Raw genomic sequence first — 12,295 nt, forward strand, 5'->3', positions numbered from 1 at the left:
CGGGCGGCGGGTGCCGGCCCTGAAGGTGATGACCGACCTGGCGGCCGACGACGCGGTCACCGCCCTGCTGCGCGCCGGGCAGAGCGCCGAGGCGCTGGTGGTCGGCTCGCGCGGCCGCGGCGAGTTCGCCTCCCTGCTGCTCGGCTCGGTCGGACTGGGCATCGCGGCCCGTGCCCAGTGCCCGGTGGTCGTGGTGCGCGGCCGCCCGGAGAACGTGCACGGCGGGATGAACCGGGTGGTGGTGGGGATCGCCGAGCGCGAGCGCCCCGGCGAGCGGGAGCCCGCGCCGCCCTCTGCCGCCGTCGCGTTCGCCCTGCGCGAGGCGCGGCTGCGCGGCGGGGAACTGGAGGCGGTGCACGCATGGCGCTGCGCGGGCCCCGAGGACCACCGAGCGCGCGAGAACCACGGGGCACATGACGACCACAGGGCACGCGAGAACCGCGGAGGACACGAGGGCCGCGGGGCGTCGCGCGAGGATCACGCGCGGCGCGCCGCCGAACTCCTGGACGAGACGCTGGGCGGCGCCACGGCGGCCGGGCTGCCTCCGGTGCCGGTGGCGCACCGCCCGGTCGAGGGCTCGGCGCGCAAGGCGCTGCTGGACGCCTCCGCCCACGCCGATCTGCTGGTGGTGGGGGCGCGGCGGCGGCAGGGGCACTTCGGCATGCAGCTCGGGCTTGTCAACCACGCCGTACTGCATCACGCCAAGTGCCCGGTCGCCGTGGTGCCGGTTTCCTAGGCTTCCGTCCCTCAGCGGCGCCTGACCCTGGCCGAGTTCCTTCCATCGCCGCCACCACCGACGCCGGCCCCGGCTACTCTGCTGGTGAGGGGCTCATGGGGGGACGGTGGCCAGGTGTCGGGCAGTGTGGATCAGGGACGCCATCCGGCCCTCCCCCAACTCCGGCTCGACCAGCTTCTCGATGAGCTCCAGGCGCGGCTGGACGCCGCCCGGTCCACCCAGGACCGGATGCACAATCTGCTGGAGGCCGTGCTCAGCGTGGGCCGCGAGCTGGATCTGGAGCAGGTGCTGCGCCGGATCGTGGAGTCCGCGGTGGTGCTGGCCGACGCGGAGTACGGCGCGCTGGGTGTGATCGACCGGCATCGGCTCTCGCAGTTCCTGCCGGTGGGCATATCCGAGGAACGGGCGCACCGCATCGGCCCGTTGCCCAGTGGTCACGGCCTGCTCGGCGAGCTGATCCGCCACCCCCAGTCGCTGCGGCTCACCGATCTGTCGGAGCATCCGGCGAGTTACGGCTTCCCGGAGCACCATCCGCCGATGCGCTCGTTCCTGGGCGTGCCGATCCGGGTCCGTGACGAGGTCTTCGGGAATCTCTATCTGACCGAGAAGCGCGGCGGCGCCCAGTTCGACGCCGATGACGAGGCGGTGCTGACCACCCTGTCGGTCGCGGCCGGGGTGGCCATCGACAACGCCCGGTTGTACCACGAGAGCCGGCGCCGCGAGCAGTGGCTGGAGGCGCTCGGCGTCATCACCCGTACGCTGCTGGCGGGCACCGAGGCGGGCGAGGCGCTGAGCCTGATCGCTCGGCTCGCCCTTCAGGTGGCCCTCGCCGACTCGGCGGCGATCCTGCTGCCGGCCGCGGGCACCGACTCCCTGGTGGTCGAGGTGGCCGAGGGGCATGACGCGGAGGCCATCGGCGGGCTCATGGTGCCGTCCGACGGCTCGCTGGCCGGGCTCGCCGCCCGCACCGGACGCCCCTCGGTCGCCTCGGACGTACGGGTGGACTCCCGGGCCCGGTCCTGGCCGCTGCCGGCTCCGGAGAGCGAGTTCGGCCCGGTGGTAGCCGTTCCGCTGGTCGCGGGCGCGCGGGCCTCCGGTGCGCTGCGGCTGTGCCGGCTCGCCGGGCGGCAGCCCTTCGACGACCATGAGGTGGAGCTGCTCTCGGGGTTCGCGGCGCAGGCGGCGCTCGCTCTGGAACTGGCCCGGCACCGCGCCGAGTCCGAGCATATGGCGCTGCTCCAGGACCGTGACCGGATCGCCCGGGACCTCCATGATCTGGCCATTCAGCGGCTGTTCGCGACCGGTCTCACCCTCCAGAGCGCGGGCCGGCTGATCGAACGCCCGGAGGCGGCCGAACGGGTGGGGCGGGCCGTGGACGACCTGGACGAGACCATCAAGATCATCCGTTCCACCATCTTCGCCCTGCGCACGGTCGGGGACGACGGCGGCGAACCCGCCACGCTGCGGCGCCGGCTGGTCAAGGCCGTCCGGTCGGCCTCCGACACCCTGGGCTTCGCACCGTCGCTGCTGATGGACGGCCCGGTGGACACCGATGTGCCGGATACGACCGGCGACCATGTGCTGGCGGTGCTCGCCGAGGCGCTCAGCAATACGGTGCGGCACGCCCATGCCCAGCGGGTGGAGGTGCGGCTGACCGTGGGCGCCGACATCACCTTGGTGGTCGCGGACAACGGGGTGGGCATCGGAGGCGCCGCCCCCAGCGGGGGGCTGGTCAACATGCGGTCCAGGGCCGAACTCCTGGGCGGCACCTTGGACATCGAGGCGCCCGAGGCGGGCGGCACCCGGCTGGTCTGGTGTGTCCCTCTGAACCGCCGACGGCCCGCCGGAACGGCGAAAGGGCTGGCCCCGTGATATTGCTCTCTCTTCACCGAATCCGCGCATATCCGGCCCGCCATGCGGTACCCACGAACGGGGAAGGGGGTATGTGATCCATGCGAATGATCTGGGGGCTGTGGCGCTGGCGGCGCAATCCGCTGCGCCGTAAGACCGACATCGTGGAGGCGTGCGCGGCGATGATCGCCGCGGCGCTCATCCTGCTCGTCGCCCCCGCAGTCGGCTGGGCATCGGGGTCCTTGGCGCACGGGGCGCTGCTGAGGGCCGCGCACGAACAGCGGGCCGAGCGCCATCCGCTCTCGGCCACCGTGCTGAAGGTGCTGCCGCATCCGCCCATCGACTCCGATCCCGAGACCGCTTCCGCGAGAGACGCGCACCGCCGTGTCCTCGCGCGCTGGACGGGGCCGGACGGCAGCAGACACCAGGGCACGCTCGGGGCCCACCCCGGGGCCGACCCCGGTGAGCGGTTCCGGATCTGGACCGACGACCAGGGCCGCCCGGTGGGCCGTCCGCTGGACACCGCGACGGCCACCACCCACGCCGTGCTGGCCGGGGTCGGCGCGGCCGGGGCCACGGCGGTCCTGGTGGACGGCGCCCGGCGGCTGGTCGTATGGCGGCTCATGCGCCGGCGTTACACACAGTGGGACATCGCCTGGGAGCGAGCCGGTCAGGACTGGGGCCGGGCGGACGCCGACAGCTAGCCCCCGCGAGCGGGCCGTCGGTCCGTGTGAGTGGGCAGTGCACGGGCGGGAGTTGTCATATGAACGCCAACTCCGCCCGTGGTCCACAGGCAGGTCATCTCATGGTGCCGTACGCACGCTACGGTGGGGCCTTCCATATGCGCAGCGGCGGTCGGCAGCGGCAGTCGGGCGCGCACACCGGCAACGCACGAGGTGGGGGCACAGCAGCACCATGGCACAGGGCTCGGTCGTCCAGGTGACGCACAGCGGAACGTCTCGGTGGCGGCGCCGCACCGGAGAGTACGCCTCCCTCACGGCGGCCCTGGAGGCCGCCGGGGACGGTGATGTGCTCTCCATCTCGCCCGGCACCTACCGCGAGAATCTGGTGGTGGGCCGGGCCGTCACACTGCGCGGCCCCGAGGGCTCGGCGCGCGGCTCGGTGCGCATCGCGCCGGTGGACGGAGTCGCGCTGACGATCCGTGCCTCCGCCGTGGTCCAGGATCTGCATGTCGAGGGCCAGGACTCGGCCGCCCCCGCGCTGCTGATCGAGGACGCCACCCCCGAGGTGTCGGACGTCCGGGTCGCCACGCGCTCGGCGGTCGGCATCGAGGTGCGCGGCGGCGCCCGTCCGACCGTGCGGCGCTGCACCGTGGACAACCCCGCGGGCGTCGGGCTCAGCGTGCTGGACGGCGCGGGCGGGGTGTTCGAGGAATGCGAGGTGGTGGCCGCCGGGCAGTCCGGGGTGGCGGTGCGCGGCGGCGCCCGTCCGCGCCTGGACCGCTGCCGGGTCCACCACGCGTCCGGGGCGGGCTTCTCGCTGACCGGCGAGGGCACCTCGCTGGAGGCCGTCGGCTGCGAGGTGTACGAGATCAGGGGCGCCGGGGTGCAGGTCTCCGGGCGCGCGACCGGGCATCTCACCGACTGCCGGGTGCACCGTACGACGTCCGACGGGGTCAACCTGGACACGGACGCGGTGCTCACGCTCGCCGACTGCGAGATCCATGACATCCCGGAGAACGCGATCGATCTGAGGTCGCGTTCGGTGCTGACGCTGACCCGATCCACGGTGCGTCGGTTCGGGCGCAACGGCCTGTCGGTGTGGGATCCGGGCACCCGGGTGGACGCCAACCAGTGCGAGCTGCACGAGAGCACCGGTGACTATCCGGCGGTGTGGGTGAGCGACGGGGCGACCGCCGTGCTCGATTCGTGCCGGGTGCGCGAGGTGCCGGACGCGCTGTTCGTCCTGGACCGCGGGTCGCGGGTCGATGTGGTCGACAGCGATCTGTCGCAGGTGCGCTCCACCGCGGTCTCGGTCAGCGACGGGGCCACCGTCCAACTGGACGACTGCCGCATCCGGGAGGCGGCCACCGGGGCGTGGTTCCGCGACCACGGCAGCGGCGGCACCCTCGCCAACTGCACGATAGACGGGGCCGCCACCGGAGTGATCGTCACCAAGGGCGCCGATCCGACGGTCGAGCGCACCACGGTCTCCGGGCCGACGGAGGCCGGGTTCTATGTGTCCGCCGAGGGCCGGGGCACGTTCACCGGCTGCCGGGTGACCGGCAGCGGGGGCTACGGCTTCCACATCATCGACGGCTGCCGCTCCACCTTGACCCGGTGCCGTACGGAGCGGTGCGCGCGCGGCGGGTACGAGTTCTCCGAGGCGGGGCCGCTGGTCGAGGACTGCACCAGCGACGAGAGCGCCACCACGGCGCTGGGTTCCCCGACCACACCCGGCCATCCGCCGCTCACCGCGCCCGCCGTGGAGACCGCCGCCTCGACGGGCGGGCTGCTGGGCGGTGTCCCCTCGCAGCGGTCCGTCCAGACCTCCGCGCCCGCCGTCGAGCCCCCGGTCTCGGTCCGCCCGTCCTCGGCGGTGCTGGGCGAACTCGACACACTGGTCGGGCTGGAGAGCGTCAAGCGCGAGGTGCGCGCTCTCACCGACATGATCGAGGTGGGCCGGCGGCGTCAGGAGGCCGGGCTCAAGGCCGCCTCCGTCCGCCGCCATCTGGTCTTCACCGGCTCCCCGGGCACCGGTAAGACGACCGTCGCCCGGCTCTACGGGGAGATCCTGGCCTCCCTCGGGGTGCTGGAGCGCGGCCATCTGGTGGAGGTCTCCCGGGTGGACCTGGTGGGTGAGCACATCGGCTCCACGGCCATACGCACCCAGGAGGCGTTCGACCGGGCGCGCGGCGGGGTGCTGTTCATCGACGAGGCGTACGCCCTCTCGCCGGAGGACTCCGGCCGGGACTTCGGCCGGGAGGCGATAGACACCCTGGTCAAGCTGATGGAGGATCACCGGGAAGCGGTCGTGGTCATCGTCGCGGGATACACCGCGGAGATGGAGCGCTTTCTGTCCGTCAACCCCGGTGTGGCCTCCCGCTTCTCGCGCACCATCACCTTCGGCGACTACGCCCCGGAGGAGCTGCTGCGGATCGTGGAGCAGCAGGCCGAGGAGCATGAGTACCGGATCGGCGAGGGGGCGGCGGAGGCGCTGCTGAAGTACTTCACGGCGCTTCCCAAGGGCCCGGCGTTCGGCAACGGACGCACCGCCCGGCAGACCTTCGAGGCGATGGTGGAGCGGCATGCGGGCCGGGTCGCCCAGCTCAGCGACCCGACCACGGACGACCTCACACTGCTCTATCCCGAGGATCTGCCGGAGCTCATCTGACCGGCGGCCCCCTCCTGCCCAGGCGGCGTCTGCTCCGGGAGCCGGGCCAGCAGCCCGGCCCGCTCCCGGTCGAAGACGGGATCGGCCTGGTAGTCCCCATGCCCCAGGATCGGCGCGGGCAGTGGGTGTTCGGGCGTACGGCCGTAGACCAGCGGGTCCTTGAGCGCGCCGCAGTCGACCTCGGGCCCGCTGCCGTCGGGCAGCCGGATGGGGCCGCCGATCGGGTCGGTGTAGCGCCACAGATTGCGCCAGTAGCGCACCTCGCCGTGGAGCGAGAGCAACTGCGTGGGGCCGAAGTAGGCGGGGAACCAGCGCCCGTAGAGCCGCTCCAGCGGTGAGCCGTAGGTGAGCAGCGCGACCTGGCCGCGGGTGCGGTGGTCGAGCTGCCAGACCGCCGCGGCGGCCAGCACACTGCCCTGGGAGTGGCCGGAGATGACCAGCCGGCCGCCGTACCGGCGGGTCCAGGTCTCCATCCGCCAGGTCAGGTCGGGCACCGCCCGCTCGGCGTAGCACGGGGGCGCGAAGGGGTGGGCGGCGCGCGGCCAGAAGGTGCCCACGTCCCACAGGATGCCGATGGTGCGGCGGGCGGAGGGGCTGCGGTAGGCGCGGCGGGCCCAGGTGACCAGCATCAGGAAGGCCAGCCCCATCAGCCAGGAGCCCAGCGCCTGCGCGGTCTGGGCGGCGGCGTCCACGGCCCCGGGCGCGTCGGCGGCGGCCCGCCCCGGCACCTGGTCCGTGGCCCAGGCCCCGGTGACGGCGGCGGCGCCGAACAGCAGGGTCAGCAGCGCGACGGGGCCGACGATCCACGGGGCGGAGTCGGTGAGGCCGGCGCGGGCGATCGTGCGCGCGATCCGCCGGGTGCGCACCGCGTCGGGCCGTTCCCCCGGATAGCCGTCCATGATGGTCGGCAGCAGCCGGTTGCGCACCCGCCACACCCTTACGGTGAAGATCAGCAGCAGTACGACCAGGGCGAGCAGCAGCGCCGGGATGGCCGTGGCCAGCCAGGTCAGCAGCACCGGCGGGGCGATGCCCGGCCCCTCACCGGGGGTGGCGCCGCCGTCCAGCCAGTCGGCGAAGCGCTGGGCGACACCGCCCGCGAGCACCGCGCCGAGCCCGCAGGCGAGCACGGCGACGGCGGGCCCGGCGAGCCCGTACAGCGGGGTGCGGCCGGGAGCGGAGCGGTGGAGGACCAGGGCGCACACCGCCATGGCCACGATCAGCGCGCCCTCCCCTATGGCGATGGCGCAGAACGCCTGGTTGCCCGGCAGCTTGCCGGTGGAGGACCAGCCGGGGCGGGACCACCCGGCATACAGCACGGAGAGCGCCAGCACCGCGAGGGCCGCACCGGGCAGCGCGGTGATGGTGATGCGGTCCAGCTCCCCGTCGACCTTGGTCTCACTGCGGCCGCGGTAGCACACCACGGCCACCACCGCGACCGCGCCCACGGCGAGCAGCGTCAGCAGCGCCCAGCCCGCGGCGTCCTCCAGCCCGCCGCCGCCCGGCCTGCGGTCGTAGGTGGTGGTGGGCAGGGTCAGGCCCGCCGCGATGGTGAGGAAACCGGCGGCGGTGTGCGCGGCGCGCAGCCGGGCGACGATCCTGCGGCCGTACCAGAAGCCGGGCAGGCACAGCGCGGGGCGGTTGCCCGCCTCGGGGGCGGACTCGTCGACCGGGCGCTCCAGCGGCGGGGAGGACTCGTACGCGCTCCAGGTGCGGTTGGACAGGTACCACAGCAGTCCGGTGAGCGCGCCGGGCAGCACCGCGGCGAGCGCGAGCCTGCGGCCGGGCTGGCTCCACCAGCCGTGGTTCTCCGGGGACAGGAAGCCGAGCCAGGACTTGCCACCGGCGCAGTCGGCCGAACCGGCACACTGCCAGGCGATCAGGTCCAGGGCCACCTCGCAGGCCCCGGCGATCAGCAGCACGGTCAGGGTGAGCGCCACGAGCCGGACGAACAGGCCGTAGGTGCGCACGGTCCGCTCGCGCCGGTCGGCCGGGGGCCGCATCCAGTGGGCGAGGTTGGCGACCATGAACGGCAGTAAAAGCAGCCACAGGGCGCGGGAGCTGTTGCCCGAGGTGAGGTTGCACCATACGTACGCCTCGCGGATCGGACCATCCCGGTCCGGGCCCTCCCGGTCCTGCGGCGAGCGCTGCTCGGCGTCGACCTCGTCCGCCCTGCGGTAGATCGCCGCGGTCTCGTCGCCGGTGATCCGGCAGGTGCGCGGATCGCGCAGCATCTCCTCGGGGGTGGTGCCGCCCACTCCGTGGACGAGGAGTTCGAGATCGGGCGGCGGCGCTCCGCCCTTACGGGCTGCCGTCGCCCGTCGCGCCCCGTCGGCCGGCGTGTCCGTAGGCATGCTCGCTGGCACCGTGTCCCCCGATTCCGGTGTGGTGCGGTCGTTCTGCTCCAGGATTGTGCCCATCGGCCGCCTCCCCCGACCCTGACAGGGCGGGCGTGGCGAAATCGTAACCCCGGGTGCTGTGGCGACCGGCTGTCCTCACCTCATGCGAAGATGAACGCGCGGGCGACGAGGGCCGACCGGAGGGAGACGAGGCAGGGTGAGCGACAACCAGAACCTCCTCGCGGAGCAGCGGCGCGCTCTGATCCTCGATGAGGTCAGGCGGCGCGGCGGGGTGCGGGTCAATGAGCTGACGCGCAAGCTCAATGTCTCGGACATGACGGTTCGTCGCGATCTGGACGCGCTGGCCCGGCTGGGCGTGGTGGAGAAGGTGCACGGCGGGGCCGTGCCGGTGGCCGAGGCGAGCACGTACGAGCCCGGGTTCGAGGCCAAGTCGGGCCTCGAGCTGAGCGCCAAGGAGGACATCGCGAAGGCGGCGGCCGCAATGGCCACGCCGGGCACCGCGATCGGTCTGGCCGGGGGCACCACGGCCTTCGCGCTGGCCCAGCAGTTGCTGGAGGTGCCGGATCTGACGGTGGTGACGAACTCGGTGCGGGTGGCCGATGTGTTCTACAACGCCCAGCGGTCGGCGGCGCTCGGCGGGGTGGGCCCGCGCCCGGGTGCGGCCACCGTCGTGCTCACCGGCGGGGTGCGCACGCCGTCGGACACTTTGGTGGGGCCGGTCGCGGACGCGGCGGTGCGCTCCCTCCACTTCGATGTGCTCTTCCTCGGAGTGCACGGCATATCGGTGGAGGCGGGTCTGTCCACGCCGAATCTCGCGGAGGCGGAGACCAACCGCCACTTCGTCAGGGCCGCGCGGCGGGTCGTGGTGGTCGCGGACCACACCAAGTGGGGCACGGTGGGGCTGAGTTCCTTCGCCTCGCTGGACCAGGTGAACGCGCTGGTCACGGACCCGGGGCTGCCGGAGGAGGCACGGGCGGAGATCTCCGAGTATCTGCCGGAGCTGGTGGTGGCGGGCGAGCCGTCCCGCACCGCAGACATCTGACACCCCGACAGTTATCGTGTGTCCATGACACACCGGTTGCGTGCCGTCGGACTGGAGTACGTCGAGACCGCCCCGTTGCGGCTCGTCTTCGTCGCCGAGATCTCGGCCTCTCCCGAGGCGGTGTTCGAGGCGTTCACCGATGTCGAGGGCTGGCCGCGGTGGTTCACATCGGTGAAGGAAGCCCGCTCCACGGACGGCGGCAAGGGCAGGGCGATCCGCCTCGTGGGCGGCGGCCGCTTCCGCGAGACGGTCATGGCGGTCGAGCCGCACGAGCGCTATGCCTACCGCGTCGACGAGACCAACGCACCGGGGCTGCGGGCGCTGCTGGAGGAGTGGACACTGCGGCCCAGGGACGGCGGCGGCACCGTGGTGCGCTATGTGTTCGCGGTGGACGGCACCGCACTGCTGCGCGCTGTCGTGCGGGCGATGCGGCCGGGTCTGCGGCGCGCGTTCCACCAGGCGGTGCGGAACCTGGACCGGATGGTGGCGGCGGCCTGAGGACCGTACGGGCGCAGGCCGGCCGGGCAGAGGCCGGCCGGTCCGGCCGGGAGCGCCGTCAGTCGGTCCAGGTGCCCGTGGTGAGGAAGATGTCGAGCGTCTTCACATACGGCTCGATGTCCAGCCCCTGCCCTTCGAGCCACGCGTCCGAGTAGTACTTGTCCAGATACCGCTCCCCCGGATCGCACAGCAGCGTCACCACGCTCCCGGTCCGCCCCGCGGCGACCATCTCCGCGACGATCCGCAGCGCGCTCCACAGCCCCGTCCCGGTGGAACCGCCCGCCTTACGGCCGATGGCCCGCTCCAGAGCGCGGACGGCCGCGACGCTCGCCGCGTCCGGGACCTTCATCATCCGGTCGATCGCGCCCGGTACGAAGCTGGGCTCCATCCGGGGGCGGCCGATGCCCTCGATGCGTGAACCGTGGTCGCTGGAGGCGGCGTCGTCATGGTGGACCCAGCCGTCGAAGAAGCAGGAGTTCTCCGGGTCGGCGACGCATACCCGGGTGTCGTACTGCATGTAGTGGACATAGCGGGCGAGGGTCGCCGAGGTGCCTCCGGTGCCCGCCGTGGCGACGACCCATGCCGGTTCGGGATAGCGCTCCAGACGCATCTGCTGATAGATCGACTCGGCGATGTTGTTGTTACCGCGCCAGTCGGTGGCCCGCTCGGCGTAGGTGAACTGGTCCATGTAGTGACCCCCGGACTCCGCCGCGAGGGCGGCGGCCTCCTCGTACATGGTCCGCGGGTCGTCCACGAAATGGCACTGGCCGCCATGGAATTCGATCAGGCGGCACTTCTCCCGGCTGGTCGTGCGGGGCATCACCGCGATGAAGGGCACCCCGATCAGCTTGGCGAAGTACGCCTCGGATACGGCGGTCGAGCCGCTGGACGCCTCGATCACGGGCTTGCCCGGCCGGATCCAGCCGTTGCACAGCCCATAGAGGAACAGCGAGCGTGCCAGACGGTGCTTGAGACTCCCTGTGGGGTGGGTGGACTCGTCCTTGAGGTAGAGGTCGATCCCCCAGCGCTCGGGCAGCGGGAAGCTCAGCAGATGGGTGTCCGCGGATCGCTGGGCGTCCGCCTGGACCTTTCGGACGGCCTCCTTCAGCCATCCGCGATAGCCGTGGTCGCTGCGGTCCACGTCGATCGTCTTGATGATCCCGCGCGCCGTGCCGTCCAACGCCCACTCCTCCTGCTTGTGCCCACGCCCAGCCCAGGTGGCATACTCGTGCCGTTTCGATCCTCATTGTCCCCCAGTGCGCCCTGGTGCCCGGGGCCGGTCCCGGGCACACTGCGCAGCAGGGAAAATGAGAGACGGCGACAGAAGTGCCAGTCGGAGCCATCGGGGAGGCGGTTGTGATGGCCGATAACGAGTTCAACGCCAGGGGAGTGCGGATCGAGCGGTTCCTGCGCTCGGTCACCCGCGCCGGACAGGTCTTGATCAAGGACGGCAGGCTGGAGTTGCTGACCAGCTACGGCCGCGAGATCGACAGCGCGCCGGTGCAGTCGGTGCGCGCCAGCAAGCCCTGGTTCGTCGACGGGGACCAGGCCATGGCCACCGTGAACGGCACCCGTTACCGTCTCACCCTCGGCTCGCAGGACACCAAGTCCACCTCGGCCAAGTCCGGCTCGGGGGCCGCCAGCCGCTTCCTCGACGCCGTCCGGTCCGCTCGGGGGCACTCCCAGAAGCGGTGAAGTGGCCGAGTTGCGCATGCGCGCGGTGGGGCCGACCCTGGACGAGTATCAGTATCACTGAGGGTCAACAAGCGGTGACGCTGAGAACCGTCCCACCGGTCGCGCCCAGCAGCCACCACTGCTGAACGTGTTCGTCGCCCGCATCTGAATCAGGCTAGCCCCAACTTCTTCAGGGAGTCGCAGCCGTGATCAGTCGTCCTAGCAGGCAGTGCACGGTGGAGCTGGAGGCCCTGCCGTCGCGGATCGGACAGGTCCGCAGAATCGTGTCGGCGCAGTTGCGCTACTGGCATCTGGATCCGCTCATCGACCCGGCGGCGCTCGGCGTCACCGAACTGCTCACCAATGTGCATCGGCATGCCGAGCCGGACAAGCAGTGCACAGTTGAGATCGCTCTCATGCTGGACCGGTTGACCGTTTCGGTCCGCGACCAGGATCCGCGGCTGCCCCGCCTTCGGGCCTGCGATCCCGTCGCCACGCATGGCAGGGGGCTCGCGCTGGTCGCGGCCGTCAGCCAGAGCTGGGGGATGCACGCGCGGGACGACGGCAGCGGGAAGGTCGTGTGGTTCACACTGGCCGTGCCGCGGCCCACCGCCGCCGCCAAGTCGCCCCTCACGGCGCATGGAGCGGGCCGTACCGCACCGCCCCATCGCATGGACGCCTCCCGCCCGGCGCCGGCGCCCACCACGCCCATCACCGGCCCCGCGCCCACACCCGGACCCGCCACCGCCCCGGCACCGATGCCCGTCGCACCGGCGCCCACCC

10 protein-coding genes are annotated in these 12,295 nt (G+C 72.5%); 8 read left to right on the forward strand and 2 right to left on the reverse strand.

Annotated elements, in window-relative coordinates:
* The 4 genes from KN815_RS39295 to KN815_RS39310 all read left to right on the forward strand — a co-directional run.
* Nucleotides 1-736, forward strand: a 736-nt coding sequence (locus tag KN815_RS39295; RefSeq protein WP_216346590.1) for a universal stress protein, incomplete at its 5' end; no start/stop codon positions are given.
* Nucleotides 737-850: 114 nt separating this feature from the next.
* A complete protein-coding gene (locus tag KN815_RS39300) occupies nt 851-2,608 on the forward strand; it encodes a GAF domain-containing sensor histidine kinase (protein WP_216346591.1) in 1,758 nt (585 codons plus the stop codon).
* A gap of 80 nt (nt 2,609-2,688) precedes the next feature.
* Entirely contained in the window at nt 2,689-3,291 is a 603-nt protein-coding gene (locus KN815_RS39305) for an Rv1733c family protein (protein ID WP_216346592.1), read from the forward strand.
* 211 nt (nt 3,292-3,502) lie between these two features.
* A complete protein-coding gene (locus tag KN815_RS39310) occupies nt 3,503-5,941 on the forward strand; it encodes a right-handed parallel beta-helix repeat-containing protein (RefSeq protein WP_216346593.1) in 2,439 nt (812 codons plus the stop codon).
* Here the strand turns inward: KN815_RS39310 and KN815_RS39315 are convergent.
* Nucleotides 5,911-8,292 carry a hypothetical protein gene (locus KN815_RS39315; RefSeq protein ID WP_372458595.1) on the reverse strand — a complete coding sequence of 794 codons (2,382 nt, stop codon included), beginning with the start codon at nt 8,290-8,292 and terminating at the stop codon, nt 5,911-5,913. The genes KN815_RS39310 and KN815_RS39315 overlap by 31 nt on opposite strands.
* A gap of 202 nt (nt 8,293-8,494) precedes the next feature.
* Between KN815_RS39315 and KN815_RS39320 the strand changes: the two genes are divergently transcribed.
* Together KN815_RS39320 and KN815_RS39325 are read left to right on the forward strand one after the other, a co-directional pair.
* Nucleotides 8,495-9,340: a DeoR/GlpR family DNA-binding transcription regulator gene (locus KN815_RS39320; protein WP_014058797.1), complete on the forward strand. Its 846-nt coding sequence runs from the start codon at nt 8,495-8,497 to the stop codon at nt 9,338-9,340.
* Nucleotides 9,341-9,364: 24 nt separating this feature from the next.
* On the forward strand, nt 9,365-9,838 hold the full coding sequence (locus KN815_RS39325) for an SRPBCC family protein (protein WP_216346595.1): 474 nt from the start codon (nt 9,365-9,367) through the stop codon (nt 9,836-9,838).
* A 58-nt stretch (nt 9,839-9,896) separates the two neighbouring features.
* Here KN815_RS39325 and KN815_RS39330 read toward each other — a convergent pair whose 3' ends face one another.
* Nucleotides 9,897-11,018 (reverse strand): PLP-dependent cysteine synthase family protein, encoded by a 1,122-nt coding sequence (locus tag KN815_RS39330; RefSeq protein WP_216346596.1) that lies wholly within the window; start codon nt 11,016-11,018, stop codon nt 9,897-9,899.
* A gap of 179 nt (nt 11,019-11,197) precedes the next feature.
* Between KN815_RS39330 and KN815_RS39335 the strand changes: the two genes are divergently transcribed.
* Together KN815_RS39335 and KN815_RS39340 are read left to right on the forward strand one after the other, a co-directional pair.
* Nucleotides 11,198-11,533 (forward strand): hypothetical protein, encoded by a 336-nt coding sequence (locus KN815_RS39335; RefSeq protein WP_059145517.1) that lies wholly within the window; start codon nt 11,198-11,200, stop codon nt 11,531-11,533.
* Between the two features lie 185 nt (nt 11,534-11,718).
* Nucleotides 11,719-12,295: ATP-binding protein (locus KN815_RS39340; RefSeq protein ID WP_253209521.1), on the forward strand; the 577-nt coding region annotated here is incomplete at its 3' end.

Source organism: Streptomyces niphimycinicus (assembly GCF_018883605.1).
GTDB classification, from domain to species: Bacteria; Actinomycetota; Actinomycetes; order Streptomycetales; family Streptomycetaceae; genus Streptomyces; species Streptomyces niphimycinicus.